This is a genomic window from Methylomonas sp. DH-1 (assembly GCF_046097555.1).
In the GTDB taxonomy this organism is placed as follows: Bacteria; Pseudomonadota; Gammaproteobacteria; order Methylococcales; family Methylomonadaceae; genus Methylomonas; species Methylomonas koyamae.
In genome coordinates, this window is the sequence record NZ_CP143089.1 from 3,564,348 (window position 1) to 3,586,326 (window position 21,979).

Below are 21,979 nucleotides of genomic sequence, written 5' to 3' on the forward strand. Positions count from 1 at the left end.
AAACCGCAAAAAATCGGACTGTCGGCAGCCGACGGCGGTCAACGGACGTTTTCAGCCCGAATTGACTTGCGCCGGTAACACCGCGCCCAGCGCCCGCACCAGCACGACATAACTGAGCAGATTCAACGACATCAATTTACGGCTTTCCGCATGAATTTTGCGGTAGCGGTTCAAGCCGGGCCGCAATTGCTTCAGTTCCACATACTCGGCACAAGAACTGCAACCGTGCGCCAGCATTTGCTTGACCCATGCACCGGCGCAGCGGCGCAAATCCGCCTGCAGCGCGGCGCACACGCTTCTGACCCAGTAGTCGCGTTGCGGGATCTGCGCCAATTGCTGCGCCAACGGGCGGATGGCCAAGGTTTGATCGACCGATTGCAGCAAGCGGTCGACGCTGGCGAAATCGCGTCCACTCTCTTCGACCAATCCCGCCAGCCACAAAAAATTCGGCAGATTTTCGACAAAGCCGATCTCCGCCGCCAACTCGGCCGGCATGCCGGCTTGTACATATTTGGCCGCCTGCGGAATCTCGCCGTCGGCAAACTGGTAACGCCGGTATTCGGCCAATAGCCCGCGAAAAAGGCTTACCGTGTCGGCGTCGGCCGCGACGGCGGGCTGCCGGGCTGCCGCCCACAGGCAAAATCCGGACAAGGCCTGCTCCAACTGCAGCAAGCATTGGTAACGGAGTTCGGCAGCCAGCTCCGGCCCCACCGCCGCCAGCCTTGCCCGCAACGCCTCGGCAGCCAAAGCCTGGTCGAACGCCAGGTAAGCGTCGACGACACCGAGAATGCCGCCGTTTTCGCCGTCGTCCAAGGCCAGAAAACCGCTGCCGGCCTGGTTGACGATCCGATTGGCAATCACGGTAGCTTTGATCTCGGCGGCCAGCGGGTGTTCGGCCAGATTCGCGCCGAACCGCTCGCGCAGCGGCGCCGGAAAATAGGCCGCCAAATAAGGCTGGTAGCGAGCTGCATCGAGATGCTCGGGCCGCTTTTGCAACTGCCGCACCAGAAACATTTTCGCCGCCGCCATCAGTACCGCCAGCTCCGGACGGGTTAAGGCTTGGCCGGGCCGGGCCATCACGTCTTTGGCCTCCGGAAACGATTCAACGCTCCGATCCAGGAAACCGGCCGCCTCCAGCCGTTCCGCCACCTGCATGAACAGGGCCGGATCGGCCTGGCAGCGGATTTGATCCAGCGACAAGCACAGGCTTTGCTCGATGTTGTCTTGCAAGACATCGGCGCAGACCGCCTCGGTCAAGCTTTCGAATAAGGTTTGGCAGTCGTCGACCAGGTTTTGCTTGTGCAGACCGGCCAGCAAGATTTTCAAATTGACTTCATGGTCCGAGGTGTCGACGCCGGCGGAATTATCCACCGCATCGGTGTTGATCCGGCCGCCGCGTAAGGCGTACTCGATTCTGGCGGCCTGGGTAAAACCCAAGTTGGCGCCCTCGCCGACCACCAGCGCCCGCAATTCGCCGGCATCGACCCGCACGTTGTCGTTGCCGCGGTCGCCGACGTCGGCATGGCGTTCGGCAGCGGCCTTGACGTAGGTACCGATGCCGCCCAGCCACAACAATTCCACCGGCGCCTTCAGCAGGTACTGAATCAGCGCTTCGCCGTCTATGCTGCGGTAGCGGATACCCAGCCAGCTCTTCAGCTCCGGCGACACCGGAATGTCCTTATCGCTGCGGCTATAGACGCCGCCGCCGGCCGAGATCAAATTCCGGTCGTAATCCTGCCAACTGGAACCGGGCAGTTCGAACAAGCGTTTGCGCTCGTTGAACGCGGTTTCGTCGGCCGGCGGATTCGGGTCGATGAAGATGTGCAGGCCGCTGAACGCCGCCTGCAAGCGAATGCAGGGCGACAGCAACATGCCGTTGCCGAACACGTCGCCGTCCATGCTGCCGATGCCGACCACGCTGAAAGCTTCGGTTTGAATATCCTTGCCCATTTCCCGGAAATGGCGTTTGACGCATTCCCAGGCGCCGCGGGCAGTAATCCCCAATGCCTTGTGATCGTAACCGTGCGAGCCGCCGCTGGCAAAGGCATCGCCGAGCCAGAACCGGTATTCGGCGGCGACGGCATTGGCGATATCGGAGAATTTAGCCGTGCCTTTATCGGCCGCCACCACCAGATACGGGTCGGGGTCGTCGTGCACCACCAACTGCGGCGGACTGGCGGCAATGCCGTCCTGCAGGTTGTCGGTCAAATCCAGCAAGCCACAGATCAAGCGGCGATAGGCCTGCTGCCCGGCTTGTTTGGCATCCAGGCCCGCCGCACCGGGCTTGACGACGAAACCGCCCTTGGCGCCGGTTGGGATGATCAACGCGTTCTTGCTGATTTGGGTCTGCATCAGATCCAGGATTTCGGTACGGAAATCGTCGATCCGGTCCGACCAGCGAATGCCGCCGCGCGATACCCGGCCGCCGCGCAGATGGATGCCTTCCATATCGGCGGCGTGCACGTAAATCTCGTATTGCGGCCGCGGCGCCGGCATATCGATCACGCCCAGACTGTTGAGCTTGATCGCGATAAAGTGATCCGCGGCCTCGCGCCGCAAGTGGAAATTGCTGCGCACCGTGGCGTCGATCAGATTGAACAGGCCGCGCAAGATCCGGTCGTGCTGGATATTCGCCACCGCCGCCATGGTTTGCAGCAGTTGCATGCGCAACGGAAACAACATCTGTTCGTCTCTGACCGCATAATCCTGCCATTCCGGATTGGGGCGAAACCGGGCTTCGAAATAGTTGAACAAGCCTTGCGCGGCCGCGGGATTGGCGGCCAAGGCCTGGTGGATGGTGGCTTTGCTGGCCCAGTTATGCAGTTGCAGGAAATAGTTGCGGTAGGTACGCAATAGGTCGCAGTCGCGCCAATCCATGCCGGTTAAGGTCACCAGCCGGTTCAAGCCGTCGTTCTCGACCCCGCCCGCCATCACCGCTTGTATCGTCGCCAGCAACTGCGGTTTGACCCGCTCCAGCGGCGCGCAATCGGTCGCGGCCGGCTTGACGCTGAAACTTTTCAGATAAACCGTTTGCCGCTCCAGGCCCAACACGAACTGGACCTGGTCCAACACCCGCAAATTCAGGTTCTCCAGCACCGGTATGAACTCGTCCAGATAACGTTGCCGGGTGCCGTAAAAATGCAGGCGGTAGGCGTCGGCCGCGTTGGCCGGTTCCAGCAACTCGGCGGTTTGCGCCGCCGGCCCGGACAAGCGTTCCAGATTCAGCAGATCCCGGACGGCATGCTGCGGCGCGATTAGCGCCTGGTAATCGAACGGAAAGGCGGCGGCATAGTTGCGCCACAGCGCCGCCGCGTGCTCGCCACCGAGCGCCTGTTGCAATGCGCCGAAAAGCTCTTCGTTCCAGGACCGGTCCTGATTCTGCATGGTCGATGTCCTACGGTTGGCGGCGGCTGCCGGTTAGAGAGGGGAGTTAGGCCGGACGCCGCGCAGGCCAACGCGGTTCGGCTCGATGATCCAGGATGCCACGGCACCGGATCATTTCAAATATTTGACCAGTTCCAGCACGTTGTAGTCGGCTTGGCGGGTGTAACTGACCTTATCCATCACCGACCGGATCAGAAACAAGCCCATGCCGCTTTCCGGCGCGGCAGCGAAATCGGGGCTGGGTACCGTATCCAAATCGAAGCCCTGGCCGTGGTCGTAAACCTTCAGCGTCAGCGTATCGTCCAGCAGTTGGATCGTGACCCGCACTTTATCTTTGCTGGCGGCGTCGTGAGCGTGCTTGATCACGTTCGCCGCCGCTTCGGTCAATACCAGGTTCAATTGGTAGGCCAAGGCTTCCCGGTCGCCGGCAAAGCCGTCCAACTCCTTGACGACGCGCTCGCCGATGCTACCGATCAGATCGAGATATTTGGTGTGAGTCGGGATGACGACATCGATTTGGATGGAGGTGTGACACATAGGCAACCTCGTCGGCTAATTCGGGGCCACGTCCTTGGCATCGGCGTAAATTTCGAACACGCGGTTCAGCCGGGTAATTTCGAACATCGACAACACCTGCGGCTGCACGTTGCTCAGCGCGAACTGCCCGGCATCGGCCGCGGTTCTTTTGTAGGCCGACAATAGCGCGCCCAGCCCGGAGCTGTCGATGAAACGGACTTCGGCCAGTTGCACCAAAATTCGGTTTTCGCCGCTCTCGATCAATTGCGCCAAATAGTCCTTCAATTCCGCCGAGTTGTGGGCGTCGACCCGCGGCTCGCGGATGGTTACCACGTTAAGGCCATGCTGTTTTTCGAGTTCTAATTTCATAAATAACGCTGGGGATTTACGTTTTCGCGCGCCGGTTCGGCCGCAGTCTAGCAGCAATTGACGGCTACCGAATATCGGGCCGCGATTGCCGCCGCGGAAACTTCGATATTTAATCTAGTCTTACGTTCAAACTTTACCCGGATATTTCGGCGCCGGCGCCGGAAACACTTTCAGCCAAACCATTACGGGAGGCCACCATGTCCAGCCAATCCGCCGAAAGTATCGGCCAATACCTGCTCGAGCGGCTGTACGCCCTGGGCGTCAGAGACATTTTCGGCGTACCGGGCGATTACATCCTCGGTTTCTACGACCAAATGGTGCACAGCCCGATCCGCCACATCGGCACCACCCGCGAGGACACCGCGGCCTTTGCCGCCGACGGTTATGCCCGCTGCTCCGGGTTGGGCGCGGTCGCGGTGACATACGGCGTCGGCGCGCTGAATACGGTCAACGCCGTTGCCGGCGCCCATGCCGAGTCGTCGCCGGTGGTCGTAATCAGCGGTGCGCCGGGGGTGGAAGAACAACGCAACGACCCGTTGCTGCACCACCGCTTCGGGCCGTTCACCTTTCAGCGCGAAATCTTCGAACGCATCACTTGCGCCAGCGTGGTGCTGAACGACCCTGTGATCGCCTGCCGCCAAATCGACCAGGCGCTGGCCGCCGCCCGCCACTATTCCAAACCGGTCTACATCGAAATTCCGCGGGACCGGGTCAGAGTGGCCGGCTACCCGATTCCTGAGCCGGCGCAGGAAGCGTTCGGCAGCGACGAAACCGCATTGGCCGAAGCGGTGGCGGAAACGATGGAGTTGGGCGAGAAATCGCGCTCGCCCATCATCGTCGCCGGGGTGGAAATCCACCGCCGCGGCTTGCAAGGCGTGCTGGTCGATTTGGTGAACCGCTCCGGCCTGCCGGTTGCGGCAACGCTGACCGGCAAATCGGTGATCGCCGAACGGCACCCGGCCTATCTCGGCATCTACGAAGGCGCCATGAGCGCCGAATACACCCGTTATCTGGTCGAACAAGCCGATTTGTTGCTGATGCTGGGCGTGACGTTGAACGACGTCGATACCGGCATTTATACGGCCAAGCTCGACCCGCAGCATATGGTCAGAGCGGCGCAGGACGAAGTCGTGATCAGCTCGCACCGTTACCCGCGGGTATTGTTGAAGGATTTCCTGCACGCGTTGGCCAAGTCGGTACCGGTGCGGCCGGAAAAATTCGTTGCCGCACCGGCGGCGGTGACCGCGCCGGATTTTCCGGCGCCGGATCGCGCCATCACCACCTCCCGTCTGGTCGGCCGCTTGAACCAAGCCCTCGGCCCCGAATTCATCGTGGTCTGCGACGTCGGCGACTGCCTGTTTGCGACGATAGACCTGCAAGTGCACGAACAGTCGGAATTCCTGTCGTCCGCCTTTTACACCAGCATGGGCTTTGCCGTGCCGGCGGCGCTGGGCGCCCAAATCGCCCGCCGCGACCGCCGGGCCCTGGTTTTGGTCGGCGACGGCGCGTTTCAGATGACCGGCACCGAACTGGCCACTTTCGCCCGCCTGGGCCTGGACCCGATTGTGGTCGTCTTCAACAACCGCGGTTACAGTACCGAGCGCTTCATTCTGGAGGGCCCGTTCAACGACATCGGCGATTGGCGCTTCGACCGGCTCGGCGAGGTGTTCGGCCCGCTGCAAGGCTACGCCGCGAGCACCGAGGAAGCGTTCGAGGCGGCGCTGGTAGCGGCACTGGAAAACCGCAGCTCGCCCAGCATCATCAACGTCCGCCTCGATCCCGCCGACGCCTCGGCCGCGATGCAGCGGCTGGCGGCGCATTTGCATAGCCGGGTCTGAGGCCTGGCGCTACCGGACTAACCATGCGGCAACTGATCGATAGCCTGACCTTCAATCTGCTGCTTGTCGGCTACCCGACAGGCGACGGCGAACCGGCGAGCCCGACCATCGACAGCGCGAATCGGGCCGCCGCCGGGCTGCTCGGCTACGGCGCCCACGAGCTGGCCGGTTTGCCGCTGGAGCGGATCCTGGCACCGTCCAGCCTGGCGCTTTGCCGGGCGGCGTTGACGCGCGCTCGGCAACGAGATGCCGCCGAATGCTTCGAAGCGGAATTGGTGGCCAGAAACCATAGCTTTCAGGCCCTGGTCACGGCCAGTTCGCTACCGCCACGGCCGGGCACCGCCAAAGCCATGTTGTTGATCCAAGCCATCGATCCGGCCAGCGACTTTTTGGTGATGCGCCGAGTCATCGAGCAGAGCGCCAGCGCAATGATGGTGACCGACCACAGCGGCCGCATCGTCTACGTCAATCCCCGCTTCTCGGCGCTGAGCGGTTATACCGAAGCCGAGTTGCTTGGCCAAAACCCCAATTTGCTGCAATCCGGCAAGATGTCGCAACAGGATTACCAAGAGTTGTGGCGGCAATTGGCGGTAAGCGGCGAATGGCAGGGCGAAATTTGCAACCGCCACAAAAACGGCCGGGAATACTGGGTCGCGGAAAGCATCAGCGCGATCAAGGACAGCCAGGGCAACACCACGCACTATTTGGCGGTCGCCGAGGACATTACCGGGCGCAGAGCCGTGGAATCGGCCCTGGCCGAAAGCGAACAGCGCTTCCGGCAAATGGCCGATTTGTCCGGCGAATGGCTGTGGGAACAGGACCCCAAGGGTTACTACCTGTACAGCAGCATCGCGGTCGAACAAATTCTGGGGCTGACGCCGGCGCAAATCATCGGCAAACATTACACCGAACTGCTGACCGCGCAAGACCAGCAAGCCCATGTCGGCATGTCCTCCAGCCAGCAGTCGTTTCACGCCCTGGTCAACCATTACCGGCATCGGGACGGCCATCCGGTCATTACCGAATCGACCGGATTGCCGTTGCTCGATGCCGCCGGCAATCTGGTGAAATGGCGCGGAGTGGATAGGGACATTACTGCCAGGATGCAGTTTCAGAATGCCCTGATCGAATCGGAAAAACGCACCCGGCTGATCATCGAAAGCTCGATCAACGCTATCATCATCATGGATGCCCACGGTATCGTCACCGATTGGAACCGGCGCGCCGAACAAATGTTCGGTTGGCCGGCGGATGCGGCAATCGGCGCTCGCCTGGACGATTTGATCATACCGCCCCGGTTTCGCACCGCGCACCGCAGCGGTATGCGCCGGTTTCTGGCAAGCGGCAGCGGCCCGATTCTAAACCGCCAGACCGAGCAGGTCGCGCTCAGGCGCGACGGCAGCGAGTTTCCGGTCGAACTCAGCGTTGCGCCGTTGAAACTGGGCAACAGCTACATTTTCAGCGCTTTCATCCACGACATCTCCGGCCGCAAAGCGGCGGAACGGCAAATTCGCCAAGCTCAGGTGGAATTGGCGGTGGCGCAGAACGAGCTGAAAATCGCCCAGCAAATCCAGGCCGGCCTGTCGCCGGCCGCGCCGTTGAAAACCGGCGAATTCGAGATCACCGGGGTTTGCCTGCCGGCGGACAAGGTCGGCGGCGACTATTTCGATTATTTTTACCGCGACGGCGGCCGGCTCGACATCGTCATCGCCGACGTTTCCGGCCATTCCATCGGTCCGGCCTTGTTCATGGTCGAAACCCGTAGCGCGATCCGGATGAAAAGCAGTAGCGAAGCGGCGCCGGAAGCGGTGCTGTCGGCCCTGAACCGGTTTTTATTCAACGATTTGAATCGGGCCGATTACTTTCTGACTTTGTTTTACCTGCAAGTCGCCCCGGAACGCCGGCAACTGCACTTCGCCAATGCCGGCCACCCGCCGCCACTGTTGTTCAACCGCCATAGTCGGCAGTTCGCCGAATTGGATGCCGACGGCCTGATCGTCGGTTTGCGCCAAGACGTTCGCTTCGAACGCAAAACCGTCGAATTGGCCGCGGGCGACATGGTTGTGCTTTATACCGACGGCCTGGTCGAAGCCGAGCATAGCGAGCACGGCTTTTTCGGTCTGGAACGGGTCAAATCCGAAATTGCCGCCAACGCCGACTTGCCGCCGCAAGGGATAATCGACGCCTTACTCGACTCCTTGCGCAGATTCTGCGGTACCGAAAAATTCGCGGACGATATCACCGTATTGGTATTTAAATGGCGTTAACCGCCCGGCTTAGCGGAGAACAAATCCGGAAGCCGTTTCGTAGGAGATCATCATGAATACAGCCCCCTTCTTTCCGAAATTGCTGGTTTGCTGCTTGGTATTGCTGGTTTTGATCGTGTTGCACATCATCCCGCTGCCGATACTGGAACTGACGATTTTGTACGTGATGCTGTTTCGGCCGGCGTGGTTTAAAGATTTGGTCGATCAGCTTTACGGCCGTTAGATTGCCGGTCGTGCCGTAGCGGGCATTAGCCGGGATTCTCGCCGGCGGCAGGCCCCGGCAAAACGTTGCGCTTCGGCGCCGTCACAATCGGTCGCGCAACCAGCGCTCCAGTACGCGGCGAATATAAGCGCGTTGCTCGGCATCCAGTGCTTTTCCCTGCGCTATCCGGTGCCATTTTTCCAGGCAGCCGCGGCAGCAGCAGGCCGTCGCGTGTTGGGCGACAAACACTGGATGGCCGCGGTAAGGGGTTTGTTGGCCGTCGTTCAGCGGTTGGGCTGGGGCCAGGCGCTTACCGATGAAATCGTCGGCGTGGCTGAGGATGGTTTCGATGCCCTTGGTTTGCAGGTACTGCAAGTCTTTGGCATTCAAGTTAAACCGGCTGCGAAACCGGGATTTGGCCAAGCCGGCGAACAGTTCGTCCAAATCCCGCATCGCTGGGCTAACGCAACACGCCCGGCGCCGGGGTATAACTGTCCAGTACGTGGATGTAATTGGCCCGTTCGTAAGCGCCGGGGTCGATGGCGTGCTGGCGGCTGACGCTGCCTTTCATTTGGGCGACCGACTCGTATTCGTGTTCGATCAACCAATGCGCCAGCTCGTTACGAATCTCGTCCAGTTTGCCGACGCCCTGCGCCAGCAACACGCTGCACAGATGCACAACGTCGGCGCCGGCCAGCAAGGCCTTGATCACGTCTTCGGCCTGATGGAAGCCGCCGGTCACCGCCAGCGACAATGGCACCCGGCCATACATCAATGCGGTCCAGCGCACCCGCAACAAGGCTTCGGCCGGGGTCGACAATTGCAGTTTCGGCACCACTTCCAACGTTTCCAGATCGATATCCGGCTGGTAAAAGCGGTTGAACAAGGCCACGCCGTCGGCGCCGGCCTGTTGCAGGCGTTGCACGAAATGCAGCGGCGAGCTGAATTGCGGCGACAGTTTCACGGCCAGCGGAATGTTGATCTGCCGTTTCAATTCGCGAACGATGTCCAGATAGCGGTTTTCCACCGTCTCGCTGCTTTCGGCGATGTCGGCCGCCAGATGGTAGATATTCAGTTCCAAGGCATCGGCGCCGGCGTCCTGCAAGGCTTTGCCGTATTCGATCCAGCCGCCGACAGAAGTACCGTTCAGGCTGGCGATCACCGGAATTTGCAATGCGCCTTTCAGGCGTTGCAGGTGTTCCAGGTATTGTTCCTGGTAGGTCAAAATTTGCGGCGGCAACGGATGAAACGAGTCGGCCTCGCCGTAACCTATGCCCTGTCCGAATAAAAAGCGCTCCATCTGCTGTTGCTCGGCTTCGATTTTTTCCTCGAACAACGACGGCAACACGATGGCTGCCGCGCCGGCATCTTCCAGACGGCGGGCGCCGTCCAAGTCCTTGCTCAACGGCGAAGCCGACGGCACCAGAGGATGCGCCAGCTTCAGGCCCAAATATTCGGTGGCTAAATCAACCATTGCTTTGCTCCTGGGCCAGATCGGCTTTGACTTGGGCTTTGGCGGCGGCCACGCTGGTCGCGTCGCTCCAGTCCAAAGCCGCCAATTGTTGGTAATAACGGTAGCGGTTTTTGACGTCGTGCTGGGCTTGTTTCAAGAAAGCCTCGGCATGGTCCGGATGGCTCTGCCATAACATGCTGAAGCGGGTTTCGGTCATGACAAAGTCGCGGTAAGGAATCGACGGTTCGGCCGAATCGAGTTGCATCGGGTTCTTGCCCTGCTGAATCTTGGCCGGGTTGAACCTAAACAACGGCCAATGCCCGCTTTTCACGGCCAGGTTTTGCTGGCGGTGGTTGTTGGATAAATCCACGCCATGGGCGATACACGGCGAGTAGGCGATGATGATGGACGGGCCGTTGTGGGCTTCCGCCTCCAAAAACGCGCTCAGCGTCTGGGTATCCTTACCGGCATAGGCGACGTGGGCGACGTAGACGTTGCCGTAGTCCATCGCCAGCAAGGCCAGATCTTTCTTGGCGGTCGGCTTGCCGCCGGCCGAGAATTTGGCCACCGCCCCCATCGGCGTCGATTTGGAGGTCTGGCCGCCGGTGTTGGAATAAACCTCGGTGTCCAACACCAGGATGTTGACGTTGCGGCCGCTGGCCAGCACGTGATCCAGGCCGCCGTAACCGATGTCGTAAGCCCAGCCGTCGCCGCCGATGATCCAGACGCTTTTCTTGCACAGGTAGTCGGCCAGCGGCAACAGCATTTGCGCCTCCGGCTGGCTTAACGACGGCAGCTGCTGTTTGAGCGCGGCAACGCGTTGACGCTGTTCGTAAATTCCGGCTTCGTCGGCTTGGTCGGCGTGCAGAATCGCATCGACCAACTCGCCGCCCAAGGTTTCCCGCAGCGACACCAACAGTTCGGCGGCATGCTCGGCCTGCTTGTCGATGGCCACCCGCATCCCCAAGCCGAATTCGGCGTTGTCCTCGAACAGCGAATTGCTCCAGGCCGGCCCCCTGCCCTCGGCATTTTTGGTCCACGGCGTAGTCGGCAGGTTGCCGCCGTAAATCGACGAGCAGCCGGTGGCATTGGCCACCACCATCCTGTCGCCGAACAATTGCGACACCAGTTTGACGTAAGGCGTTTCGCCGCAGCCGACGCAGGCGCCGGAGAATTCGAACAAGGGCTGCAACACCATCGAGCCTTTGATGGTATTGGTTTTCAATAGTCGGCGGTCGTATTCCGGCAAAGACAGAAAATATTCCCAGTTCTTGCTTTCCGGGTCGCGCAGCGGCGCTTGCGGCGCCATGTTCAAGGCCTTGCGGCTGGCGTTGGTTTTATCGCGAATCGGGCAAATGTCCGCGCACAAGCCGCAACCGGTACAGTCTTCCGGCGCCACCTGGTAACTGATCGACAAGCCGGCCGGGAAATCCTTGCCCAGCATTGAGGCATGTTTGAACGTGGCCGGCGCGTCGCTCAAGGCTTCGTTGGGCACGATTTTGCTGCGGATCGCCGCGTGCGGGCACACCATCGGACATTTGCCGCACTGGGTGCACAGATCGGTTTCCCAGACCGGAATTTCCAAGGCCAGATTGCGTTTTTCGTAAGCCGCGCTGCCGGTCGGAAAGGTGCCGTCGGCCGGCATGGCGCTGACCGGCAGCGCGTCGCCGCGGCCGGCGATGATTTCGGCGGTGACGCGTTTGATAAAGTCCGGCGCGCTATCGCCGATCCGCGACACGATGTCGAAGGCACTCGTAGCTTGTTTCGGCAACGGCACTTGCTGTAGTCCCGCCAACGTCTCGTCGATGGCTTTGAAATTCAAATCGACGATGCGCTGGCCTTTTTTGCCGTAGGTTTTTTGCACGGCGTGTTTGATCGCGTCGATGGCTTGTTCCTGCGGCAACACCCCGGAAATCGCGAAAAAACAGGTCTGCATGATGGTATTGATGCGCTTGCCCATGCCGGACTTCTCGGCCACCGCATTGCCGTCGATCAGGTAAAAACGGATGTTTTTATCCAGCATCTGCTGCTGCATCTTGCGCGGCAACGTTTCCCAAACGCGGTCGACCGGGGCCGGGCTGTTCAATAAAAACACGGCATTGGCGGCCGCATTGGCCAGCATGTCGTAACGCTCCAGAAACACCGCCTGGTGGCAGCCGATGAATTGGGCGTCGTTTTCGCCGATCAAGTAGCTGGAGCGAATCGGCTGCGGTCCGAAGCGCAGATGCGATACCGTCACCGCGCCGGACTTTTTCGAGTCGTAGACGAAATACCCCTGGGCGTACAAATCGGTTTCTTCGCCGATGATTTTGATGGTGTTCTTGTTGGCGCCGACCGTACCGTCGCTGCCCAAGCCGTAAAACATGGCTTGAAAGGTTTGGTCGTGGGCGTCGGTGCGGTAAGCGGCATCCCAGGCCAGGCTGGTATGGCTGACGTCGTCGTGGATGCCGATCGTAAACTGGTTTTTGGGTTTGTCTTGTTTCAGCTCGTCGTAAACCGCCTTGACCATGCCCGGCGTGAATTCCTTGGACGACAAGCCGTAGCGGCCGCCGACCACGCGCGGCATCCGGCTGAATTTTTCGCCCTGGCTGAAGGCTTGCGCCACCGCAGCCAGCACGTCTTTATACAGCGGCTCGCCGTCGGCGCCGGGTTCCTTGGTGCGGTCCAATACCGCGATGTTACGGACGCCGACCGGCAACGCCGCGATCAAATGCTCAGGCGAAAACGGCCGGAACAAGCGCACTTTCAGCAAGCCGACCGCTTCGCCCTGCCGATTCAAATAATCCAGAGTTTCCTCGACCGCCTCGGCGCCGGAGCCCATCAACACGATCACCCGTTCGGCATCGGCGGCGCCGACATACTCGAACAAACGGTATTGGCGACCGGTCAGGCCGGCGAAACGGTCCATCGCTTGCTGGGCAATTTCCGGTAACGCGGCGTAAAACGGGTTGACCGACTCCCGCCCCTGAAAATACACGTCCGGGTTTTGCGCCGTGCCGCGCAGCACCGGTTTATCCGGCGTCAAGGCTCGGCCGCGGTGTTCGGCAACCCAGGCGTCGTCGATCATGGCGCGTATCACGCTATCGTCGATTTCGACGATTTTGGCGACTTCGTGCGAGGTACGGAAACCGTCGAAAAAGTGCATGAACGGCACCCGGCTCTGCAAGGATACCGCGTGGCTAATCAAGGCCAGATCCTGCACTTCCTGCGGCGAATTGGAACACAGCATGGCAAAACCGGTCATCCGCGCCGCCATCACGTCGCTGTGGTCGCCGAAAATGGACAAGCCTTGGGCCGCCAACGAGCGGGCGGCGATGTGGAACACGGCCGGGCTGAGTTCGCCGGCGATTTTGTACATATTCGGCAGCATCAACAACAGCCCTTGCGAGGCGGTGAACGTGGTCGCCAGCGTGCCGGCCTGCAACGCGCCGTGAATGGTACCGGCGGCGCCGGCCTCGCTCTGCAATTCGACCACTTGCGGCACGGTACCCCACAAGTTGGGTTGGCCGCGCGAGGCCCATTCGTCGGCCCATTCGCCCATCGGCGAAGACGGGGTAATCGGGTAGATGGCAATGACTTCGTTGAGTTTGTAGGCGATGCTGGCGGCGGCCTGGTTGCCGTCGATGGTCAGGGTTTGCTTGGGCATGGCGCGACCTTTTCAGTGTGTTACGAACGGCCGTTCGGGGCCAACCGACGGCTCTTGTGCTCTATAGGGAATAAGCATAGCCAAAAATCGGCTGGCTAAATTTTATCCAATTTAAAAACGTTACAAATGGGACGGGCTTTCGGGCAGTTTGCCCACGACTTGGCCACAACTTTATCCACAGTTTCTGTGCATAACTGTACTTTCGTCCGATAGGTATGCTACGGACATCCCGTGTCCGAATCCAACTAAAACGGACTCGCCGCTGGGCAAACCGACCGCTAAGCCTTTGACTAAGCGGCAGTATCGCCAAACGGGCTTATTCGTCGCGGAGTAGGATAGGCATGATTTTTTGCTCGACGCTGATCACGGCTTTATTCAGTACGAAAAAATGTTTGTCTTCGACAAACTGCACGCCCAGCATGTAAAAAATCGGCCCCCAGAACGGGTTGATCATCAGCCCGCCCAAAATGCTTTTCCAAGTGCGTTTCAGGTTTTTCAGCGGATTGAAAGCGACGGCCAAGGTTTGCTGGGGGTGGTCTTCGAACACCTGGGCAATCGGCTTCAGCTTCGCCTGTTCCGAATATTCCAATACCGCCATGGCATACGCCAATTTACGCGCCATCTTGTAGAAATGCCAACGCGCGGCGCTGGCCGAAACGGCAAAGGTAATCGCCATCAACGGCAACAGAATACTGGGCGGCAGCAGCGGCGCGAAGGCCGGCGCCAATAGCACCAGGCCGTAGCCCAACATGATGGTGTCTTCGCCGCGCTCCACGTCGCGGTCCAGATTCTGCACGATTGCCGCGACCCGGTCGCCGGATGGGTCCAAATAACCTGATTCTTCAGCCATATCAGCCTCCTGTAGGTTGAATTTGTAGTCGGGATTAAATGCTTGGCCGGGGTAAATGTCAATTAGGCGAATCAGCGCGGTTCGGCCGCGGCAACGCCCCAATGCCGCTCCAGATAATCGCGCCGGGTATCGAAAATTTGCCGCAATTTGCTGCCGATCAACAAACCGTGCATCAGCCTGCCGAACCAGCCCCACGGCATCGCATAAAACACGATGTCTTCCACCTCGACCCCGCCGGCCGCTTCGCTGATTGCCACTTCGTGGCTCCAGAACGCGAACGGCCCCACCTTTTGCTGGTAAACGAAGCGGCGCGGTTTGTCGCAATGGCTGATTTCCGATAACCAAACCATCGGCCAACCGAACACCGCCCGCATCCGGTAACAAATCAGCAAGCCGCCGTAAATGTCGTCGGGCACCGGCGAAGCGATGTCGACATGAAAAAAATCCGGCGTGATGCGGTTCAAGTGGTGCGGGGACGAAAAAAACTGCCAGGCCTGGTCGGCGGATAAAGCCAAGGCTTGTTTGCGGTAAAGATAATAGACTTTCATGACGGTCCGAAGACAACGAGCGCGGCGCCCCGAACCCCTGAATTTACCGCAAAATTTTTGTTGTGGAAGTGTCAAGCGCGGCGAAGCGACGCCTGCGGCATACGCGGATATGCCGCAGCGGATTGCGGCGCGGCGCGGCCGGCGCTATCGCCGCCCAGCCGGCTTAACCGCCCGAGGTGGCGTTGCCCTTGCTGGTCAATTGCGCGCCATTTTCCGGCGCCAGCTTGTTCAGCGCATTGCGTAGCGCGGCGTCGTAACCGTAGATATCCGGATAAAAGCGCGGCTGGCCGTCGCGGTCGACGAATGCCGTGGCGTAGAAAAACAAAACCGGCACCGACTTTTTCAAGCTGACGCGCTGGGTTTTGGGGCCGGCCATCGCTTGCCTGATGCTTTCCAGGCTCCAGCCTTCCTGGCCGTCCAACACGAACTCGGCCAACTTTTCGGCTTCGGCGACGCGGACGCAGCCGTGGCTCAGGTCGCGCCGGTCGCGGTTGAACGCGGCCTTGCCCGGCGTATCGTGCAAGTAAACGTCGGCCTTGTTCGGAAACACGAACTTCACCCGCCCCAATGGGTTTTTCGCGCCGGGACGTTGCCGGGCGCGGAGCCGGCCTTGGCGCAGATCGGCGACGATATCTTCGGCCTGTTCGTCGTCGCTGAAACGCTCGACCAGCTCGATGTCCTGGTCGTCCAGAAAGGCTTCGTCGCCTTCCAGTTTCGGCAAAATTTCCTTGTCCATGATGCTTTTCGGAATATTCCAATACGGCATGAACTCCAGATATTTCATGTCTTCGGCCAGCATCGGCGTCAAATTTTCCGGTGCCTTGCCGACGATGACCTTCATCCGCAGCGGTTGCTGGTCCTGGGTATCCTTGAACGCCCAAAGCTGGAACGCCGGGATATTGACCACGATATGCGGTCCGCCGGCGGACTTGGGCAGCCAGCGAATCCGTTCCATCGCCAATTCGATGGCGGCAATTTTTTCCGGCACCGATTGGTTCAGCAAAGCCAGGGTTTGCCGGCCGATAACGCCGTCCGCCTTCAAGCCTTGCTGGTCCTGAAGCTGCATGATTGCGGCGACCGTGGCCGGGTCGTATTCATCGCCAGTCTGGCCGGCATCGGCCGCAGCCGGACTGCCCAATAGGCTCAGCTCGCGTAGCCGCCGGCGCAGTTCGGGCAACTGGGCGTCTCGGTCTCCGGGATGCAAGGATCTGGCGAAGGCCAAACCGGCTGCGGCATTCGGCGTTTGCCGGCGAAAATCGGCCAAGGCCCGCTTCAGCAATCGATATTGTTCGTTATCCGGCGCCAGTTCGGCGGGCAGTTTCGCCAGACTTTGCATGTGCAAATGACGCTGCAACACCGCGGCCAAATCGGGTTGCGGCCGCAATGTGCCGAGTTGCGCCGGGTAATCCAGTTTCCGCGGATCGACCCGCCCGGAATGCAGGTCGTCGGCATAACGCAGCAACGCCACGGTCAACGCCACATCGTAACCGGCCACGGCATCTGCCGGGGCGGAGCCGGCCTGGCGGGCGTATTCGGCCAAGCGTTCCGCGTCGTAATGGCGCGGATCAAGCCCGTCGTCGGCGGCATTGCGCAACACGGCCAGCGCCTGTTCCCGATTCTGCGCCGGATTGGCGGCGCCGAACCACAATGGCCGGTTGCCGTTGGCGCCGTACAAGCGGGCCAATGCCGGGCGTTGCTCGGAAAAGTCCGCTCGGGCCAGCAACGGCAGGCGGCCGCTGTTCAGCAAGGTCTCGATTGCCTTGCCGGCGTCGGTTTCGTCCGCGCCGGCAACGGCCCAATGGCAAATTAGCAAAACCGCCAATAAACGCGGCATAAAACGGAACAAAGAAATCGGACAATACATGGCTGCAGTGCAATAGGTTAAGCGGGCCGGAGCCGAATTTCGGCTCTGCGCAAGCGTTATCGCCCGCTGAGGCATTTTCATCAATTTACATTTTCTCACACAAGTTTTGCAGCCGGCCAAACTCGGCACAACGGCGGGCGCGATGGGTTTGCCGCCGCCGAAACTTTTCCGGGCCTCGCCGTTGGCCGCGTTAAAATAGCGCTAACCAATTCGCCATCGCCGCCCATTTCATGACTATTACCCCCCTGCCGCAACCGGCCGCCAGCGCCGAACAACTCAACCGAAGCTGCCGTTGCGCCTCGCTGAGCAGGGATCTTTTACGCCGGGAACTGGCCGATTGGGACGCTACCCACGATTTATACCGCATGGTCGGCGAGGAAAGGCCTTATTTGTTTGCCGAGGCGCCGGTATTCCTGGACCGGGCCAACTTGCAGGCGCAATTGGCCGTCATCGCCGCCGCCGAAACGGCCATCGCCAACCCGGCGTTTCAGGAACGGGTGTTGCGCTATGCGCCGGAATCGGCACGCTTTCCGGTCAAGGCACACGGCGTGTTCGTCGGCTACGATTTTCATTTAAGCCCGGACGGCCCCAAGCTGATCGAGATCAACTCCAACGCCGGCGGCGGGTTGTTGAACGCCGTCGCGATCCGGGCGCAACTGCGTTGCTGCGAAGCAGCCGACAGCCAACGCCCCGGCGACGGACCGGCGGCGGCCGGAACCGCACCGGAAACCTTGTTCATGCAAATGTTCGCCGAAGAATGGCGATGCGAACGCGGCGCGCAAGCCTTGCAAACCGTCGCCATCGTCGACGAAGACCCGCAAAACCAATACCTATGGCCGGAATTTCTGCTGTTTCAGGCGCTGTTCGAGCGCCACGGCATCCGGGCGCTGATTTGCGATCCGGCCGAATTGAGCTACCGCGACGCGGCGTTATGGCACGGCGATATCAAGATCGATCTGGTTTACAACCGGTTGACCGACTTCGGTTTGGAACACGCCAAACAACAGCCCTTGTTGCAAGCCTATCTGGCCGCAGACGTGGTGCTGACGCCGCATCCGCGCAACCATGCGCTGTATGCCGACAAACGAAATCTGGCCCTGCTCGGCGATGCGGATTTTCTGGCCGAAATCGGCATAGCCGCTGCCAGCCGCGATATTCTCCGCCGCGGTATCGCCGAAACCCGCATCGTTGAAGCGCAAAACGCCGAGTGGTTCTGGCAGCAGCGCAAGCAGTTGTTCTTCAAACCGGCCAAAGGCTACGGCAGCAAGGCGGCCTACCGCGGCGACAAGCTGACCTTGCGGGTGTTCGACGAGATTCTGCGCCACGATTATGTGGCGCAGGCGCTGGTCAAGCCCAGCGAGCGGCAACTGGATGTCGGCGATTTGAAACTGGATTTGCGCCATTTCGTCTACTGCGGCCAAACCCAACTGGTTTGCGCCCGACTCTACCAGGGCCAGACCACCAATTTCCGTACGCCGGGCGGCGGTTTCGCCCAGGTGGTGGTTACGCCTTAAACCGGCCGCTTCAGCAAGGCGCGGTAGATTTGCAAATCCGCTTCCGAGAAGCAGCAAAAGGTCACGGCCAGCCGATGCGCTTGTCCGTCTAAAAACCCCACAACGCTATCGACCGCAATTGCGGCAGCCTCGCGCGGCGGATAACCGTAAATACCGGTACTGATGCAAGGAAAGGCCAGACTCTGAAGCCGATGCGCCAGCGCCAGCCGCAGCGAATTTCGGTAACAGGCCGATAACAGCGTGGCCTCGTTTTCCCGGCCGCCGCGCCAGACCGGCCCCACGGTATGAATCACGTATTTGGCCGGCAAGCGGTAAGCTTTGGTCAACTTGGCGTCCCCGGTCGCACAACCGCCCAGGCTCCGGCACTCGGCCAATAATTCCGGTCCCGCCTGACGATGAATCGCCCCATCCACCCCACCGCCGCCGAGCAACGATGAATTGGCGGCATTGACGATGGCATCGACGGCCAGCTCGGTAATGTCGGCGTGAATGGCGGAGATTTTGAGGGGCATGAAATTTGGGCGATGTTGGGTTTGGCTAGGTTCGGCCATTTACAGTCATAGAATGCACACCAACCAATGGCGGCAAACCATCTGTGTCCAGTCAATTATCTGATTTGTCTAATAATCCAGACGTAGGGTACGCATCGCGTACCATTAAAAGGCCGTCATGGTGGCGAAAGCCAGAAGGTACGCGTTGCGTACCCTACTTAGCTGGACGAAAATGGAGCGCAGCGGAATTTGCGGTCCGAGTTAATTTGCCTTGTTATGTGCTTAATTGTTCGAGCCAACGCCTTGCCTGCTCCCGAGTTTCCGCTGAAACTTTTGGTGAATCCGACGAAATTACAGTTTCCAATGCTTTTTTGGATAACCCTGCATTAATAATGCTTCGTGCATGGCCTGTGCGAGAGACACAAGAACCTTCCGTGTAGTTAGTTTCAGACTTCAGCTTTTCAATGATGCCTTCACGTGAAAGTGTCTTGGAAGAAAATTCACCAAAGAATCTCACAAAGCATGTTTGTCCTACAGATTGAAGAGTTCGAGAAAATTGCTCATCGTTCACGATTTGTCTCCAATGACACATAACGTAGAGGTGACCGGCGCTGCGCGGCTTTATCGCGCAGCGTCCAGCGACCGAAGGGAGCGAGGTCGACCGCCATGTTAGACCTCGTTGGCATTGAGCACCTCGTCGTTTTCCAAAGACTCAAGGTAGCACTCAAGATTTCCCGCGATTTTCTCAAGAACGCGGGGCAGATACGGAACAAGATCTTCAAAACGTTCGGCGGCAGGAGCGGGGCCGCCGTGGTAGTAACGGCAGTATTCCAAGATGTCCCTGCGCTCCTCGGTAGGTAGTTGTGACAGCGGATCGCGGTCGTTGTAGTCGTGAAGGCCAGACAGATGGATAAACGCACACCCGAATTTGTACACGGACTGTGTCCAGCCTTGAAGCGCCTGAGCAAGCTCAACCATTTCTTTATCGGTGACCTTCGCGCGCGAAGCTTCCTGCGACCATTTCTCGCCGCGCACTGAAGCGTCGATGAGTAGTTCCCGACGCTCTGGACTTTGCGTGAGCAAGTAAATCACGCGAACCATTGAATCCAGCTCTTGCCGCAACACAGAGACCATTTGCCCTGCAAGTCTGGCACCGGCGAGAAGATCCATTGCTCGCTGATGCTCAAGCGAACGGCTGCGGACTTGGCGGAGAAAGATGGCGAGATTCGACATAAGAGGTCTAACAACGAATTAGATAGTTTCTGTATATCTACAGAAAAATGATCTTTGGCACGATAATTTATTGATCAGCATATGATCTTCCTTTCTGCATATCATCCTACAGTGAAATAATGAGTGGTAACGGCTAGAATGCTGCCATTGAATCAAATCGAGCGATAGTCAGCAACGGGTCGGCTTTAGCCAATCGAACTTGCATGCAAGTTTATCCTAACCGATTTTCCCCACCACGCACGCTTCAAACAACAATGACCTCCCGGTCGGGTTCGGGCGCATTCCGCACAACTCGTTATTTTAGCCTTTCCTGGAACGACTCCATCCGCGCTTGACGCTGCACGACAAGCCCGGACGGCATAGAATAGACCCCGTGCGTTTTAAAAAGAGGAGCAAGCATGGAACCCGGCAAAGCCTTGATAAGCATAGGCGCTCTGCTTCTGGCCGTGGGCTTGGTGCTTAACTACGCGCCGTGGCTGGTCAGTTGGTTCGGCAAATTGCCAGGCGACATCCGCATTCAGAGCAAAAGCAGCTTTGTGTTCATTCCGATCACGTCGATGATCGTGGCCAGTGTGCTGATCACCGTGCTGGCGAATCTGTTTTTTCGAAAATGAAGGAGGAAGTGGTGAAGAACCTGGTGGTATACAATCACGGCAAGGACAGTATTCCGTGGGGCGAAAAAGCCTTGGCCTTGGCCGAAGTAGCCAAAGGCCGCGGTTTCGAGTTCGTCAGTCCGGATTATCAGGCCAGCAACGATCCGGATTGGCGGGTCGAACAACTGCTAGCGCTGGATTTGCGCGGTTACGAGCGGATCGTACTGGCCGGCTCCAGCATGGGCGCTTACGTGGCGACCGTCGCCGCCGAAACGATCAAGCCGCAAGGCCTGTTTTTGATCGCGCCGGCTTTTTACCTGCCCGGTTATGCCCGCGACCGCTTCGCCCCCGGTACCGAAAACATCGAAGTATTTCACGGCTGGCAAGACGACGTGGTGCCGCCCGAAAACGCCTGGCGCTTTTGCCGCGAGCATCGCGCCCGCTTGCACATGCTGGACGCGGACCACCGTTTACTCAGCATTCTGCCGCAGATGGCGGCGGCCTTCGACCGCTTGTTGCGGGATTTAACACGTTGACCGGGAGAGAACAACCTATGGCCGATTACAAAAAATACCATTGCCGCGAATGCGAACACATTTACGACGAAGCCGAAGGCGACCCGGACAGCGGCATCGCCCCCGGCACGCGCTGGGAGGACATCCCGGACGACTGGCAATGTCCGATCTGCGGCGCGCCGAAAAGCTTTTTCCAACTGCTTACTTATTAAGGCCACGGTCGCTGACGGCCGAGCGGACCCGGCAGCCGGATCAGTACATGCCGTTACCTAACAGCGCGCCGGCCGCGGCGCCGATGCCGGCCGCCAGCGGATCGCCGCCGCCGAAGTGGTAGCCCATCGCACTACCGACCATGCCACCCACCAAACCTTGTGGGTTGCGCTGGTCGTATTGGTAATAACGCGGCTGCGGAGCCGGCGCGTAATAGGCCGGTGCCGGCACGTATTCCACCACCGGCGGCGGGGCGGGTTGGTAATAAATCACCCGCTCCCGGTATTCCGGGTAATGCCCATGGTGGTGATGGTGGCGGTGATGGCCCCCATGGTGGCCCCAGTCATCGTGATCGGCCAATGCAGCCGACGAAAACGCCAAACTCAAAACGGCAATTAGGGTTTTATTCCACATATCAAAGCTCCTTTTCGCAAAATGATCGTGTCGGGCTGCATGATGCGAGCGGCAGCTTAATTCCAACTTAAC

Annotated in this window: 20 protein-coding genes; 7 read left to right on the forward strand and 13 right to left on the reverse strand. The window is 59.6% G+C overall.

All coding sequences use genetic code 11. From position 1 onward, the window contains the following. Window positions 1–51: 51 nt before the first annotated feature. The 3 genes from VXJ35_RS16205 to VXJ35_RS16215 all read right to left on the reverse strand — a co-directional run bounded on the left by VXJ35_RS16205 (window position 52) and on the right by VXJ35_RS16215 (window position 4,269). On the reverse strand, window positions 52–3,384 hold the full coding sequence (locus tag VXJ35_RS16205; RefSeq protein ID WP_064022366.1) for an NAD-glutamate dehydrogenase domain-containing protein: 3,333 nt from the start codon (window positions 3,382–3,384) through the stop codon (window positions 52–54). Between the two features lie 111 nt (window positions 3,385–3,495). Next, window positions 3,496–3,921: an ATP-binding protein gene (locus tag VXJ35_RS16210; protein ID WP_064022367.1), complete on the reverse strand. Its 426-nt coding sequence runs from the start codon at window positions 3,919–3,921 to the stop codon at window positions 3,496–3,498. A 15-nt stretch (window positions 3,922–3,936) separates the two neighbouring features. Continuing rightward, entirely contained in the window at window positions 3,937–4,269 is a 333-nt protein-coding gene (locus tag VXJ35_RS16215; RefSeq protein WP_054763501.1) for an STAS domain-containing protein, read from the reverse strand. Between the two features lie 197 nt (window positions 4,270–4,466). On the opposite strand from VXJ35_RS16215, the gene VXJ35_RS16220 reads away from it, so the two are divergent. The 3 genes from VXJ35_RS16220 to VXJ35_RS16230 are packed head-to-tail and all read left to right on the forward strand — an operon-like array spanning window position 4,467 to window position 8,597. Beyond that, window positions 4,467–6,107, forward strand: a complete 1,641-nt coding sequence (locus tag VXJ35_RS16220) for an alpha-keto acid decarboxylase family protein (protein ID WP_064022368.1) — start codon at window positions 4,467–4,469, stop codon at window positions 6,105–6,107. A gap of 23 nt (window positions 6,108–6,130) precedes the next feature. Then, window positions 6,131–8,374: a PAS domain S-box protein gene (locus VXJ35_RS16225; RefSeq protein ID WP_064022369.1), complete on the forward strand. Its 2,244-nt coding sequence runs from the start codon at window positions 6,131–6,133 to the stop codon at window positions 8,372–8,374. Window positions 8,375–8,426: 52 nt separating this feature from the next. Continuing rightward, window positions 8,427–8,597: a hypothetical protein gene (locus VXJ35_RS16230; RefSeq protein WP_197495870.1), complete on the forward strand. Its 171-nt coding sequence runs from the start codon at window positions 8,427–8,429 to the stop codon at window positions 8,595–8,597. Window positions 8,598–8,678: 81 nt separating this feature from the next. Here VXJ35_RS16230 and VXJ35_RS16235 read toward each other — a convergent pair whose 3' ends face one another. From VXJ35_RS16235 to VXJ35_RS16260, 6 genes are all read right to left on the reverse strand, one after another. Then, complete coding sequence (locus tag VXJ35_RS16235) at window positions 8,679–9,029, reverse strand: DUF4186 domain-containing protein (protein WP_064022370.1); 351 nt, start codon at window positions 9,027–9,029, stop codon at window positions 8,679–8,681. Window positions 9,030–9,036: 7 nt separating this feature from the next. Continuing rightward, the gene (locus VXJ35_RS16240) at window positions 9,037–10,050 is read right to left on the reverse strand and encodes a dihydroorotate dehydrogenase-like protein (protein WP_064022371.1); all 1,014 of its coding nucleotides are present in this window, start codon (window positions 10,048–10,050) and stop codon (window positions 9,037–9,039) included. Then, window positions 10,043–13,675 carry a pyruvate:ferredoxin (flavodoxin) oxidoreductase gene (gene nifJ / locus VXJ35_RS16245; RefSeq protein ID WP_064022372.1) on the reverse strand — a complete coding sequence of 1,211 codons (3,633 nt, stop codon included), beginning with the start codon at window positions 13,673–13,675 and terminating at the stop codon, window positions 10,043–10,045. The genes VXJ35_RS16240 and nifJ overlap by 8 nt, the downstream gene beginning before the upstream one ends. A 316-nt stretch (window positions 13,676–13,991) precedes the next feature. Next, window positions 13,992–14,525 (reverse strand): hypothetical protein, encoded by a 534-nt coding sequence (locus tag VXJ35_RS16250; RefSeq protein WP_064023560.1) that lies wholly within the window; start codon window positions 14,523–14,525, stop codon window positions 13,992–13,994. A gap of 71 nt (window positions 14,526–14,596) precedes the next feature. Next, the gene (locus VXJ35_RS16255; RefSeq protein WP_064022373.1) at window positions 14,597–15,073 is read right to left on the reverse strand and encodes an SRPBCC family protein; all 477 of its coding nucleotides are present in this window, start codon (window positions 15,071–15,073) and stop codon (window positions 14,597–14,599) included. A 163-nt stretch (window positions 15,074–15,236) separates the two neighbouring features. Then, a complete protein-coding gene (locus tag VXJ35_RS16260) occupies window positions 15,237–16,907 on the reverse strand; it encodes a murein L,D-transpeptidase (RefSeq protein ID WP_231914766.1) in 1,671 nt (556 codons plus the stop codon). 260 nt (window positions 16,908–17,167) lie between these two features. Here VXJ35_RS16260 and VXJ35_RS16265 point away from each other — a divergent pair, with 260 nt between their 5' ends. Next, complete coding sequence (locus VXJ35_RS16265; protein ID WP_064022375.1) at window positions 17,168–18,451, forward strand: hypothetical protein; 1,284 nt, start codon at window positions 17,168–17,170, stop codon at window positions 18,449–18,451. Here VXJ35_RS16265 and VXJ35_RS16270 read toward each other — a convergent pair. From VXJ35_RS16270 to VXJ35_RS16280, 3 genes are all read right to left on the reverse strand, one after another. Then, a complete protein-coding gene (locus VXJ35_RS16270; RefSeq protein ID WP_064023561.1) occupies window positions 18,448–18,963 on the reverse strand; it encodes an O-acetyl-ADP-ribose deacetylase in 516 nt (171 codons plus the stop codon). The genes VXJ35_RS16265 and VXJ35_RS16270 overlap by 4 nt on opposite strands. A 253-nt stretch (window positions 18,964–19,216) precedes the next feature. Then, the gene (locus VXJ35_RS16275; RefSeq protein ID WP_157198202.1) at window positions 19,217–19,513 is read right to left on the reverse strand and encodes a hypothetical protein; all 297 of its coding nucleotides are present in this window, start codon (window positions 19,511–19,513) and stop codon (window positions 19,217–19,219) included. Window positions 19,514–19,611: 98 nt separating this feature from the next. Further along, window positions 19,612–20,112, reverse strand: a complete 501-nt coding sequence (locus tag VXJ35_RS16280; protein WP_231914767.1) for a hypothetical protein — start codon at window positions 20,110–20,112, stop codon at window positions 19,612–19,614. Between the two features lie 461 nt (window positions 20,113–20,573). Here VXJ35_RS16280 and VXJ35_RS16285 point away from each other — a divergent pair, with 461 nt between their 5' ends. The 3 genes from VXJ35_RS16285 to VXJ35_RS16295 are packed head-to-tail and all read left to right on the forward strand — an operon-like array spanning window position 20,574 to window position 21,495. Beyond that, complete coding sequence (locus tag VXJ35_RS16285) at window positions 20,574–20,789, forward strand: DUF2905 domain-containing protein (RefSeq protein ID WP_054763430.1); 216 nt, start codon at window positions 20,574–20,576, stop codon at window positions 20,787–20,789. Window positions 20,790–20,800: 11 nt separating this feature from the next. Continuing rightward, entirely contained in the window at window positions 20,801–21,304 is a 504-nt protein-coding gene (locus VXJ35_RS16290) for a YqiA/YcfP family alpha/beta fold hydrolase (RefSeq protein ID WP_157198203.1), read from the forward strand. Between the two features lie 17 nt (window positions 21,305–21,321). Next, entirely contained in the window at window positions 21,322–21,495 is a 174-nt protein-coding gene (locus VXJ35_RS16295) for a rubredoxin (protein WP_064022378.1), read from the forward strand. A gap of 40 nt (window positions 21,496–21,535) precedes the next feature. On the opposite strand, the gene VXJ35_RS16300 is transcribed toward VXJ35_RS16295, so the two are convergent. Next, window positions 21,536–21,907, reverse strand: a complete 372-nt coding sequence (locus VXJ35_RS16300; RefSeq protein ID WP_064022379.1) for a hypothetical protein — start codon at window positions 21,905–21,907, stop codon at window positions 21,536–21,538. Window positions 21,908–21,979: the final 72 nt, after the last annotated feature.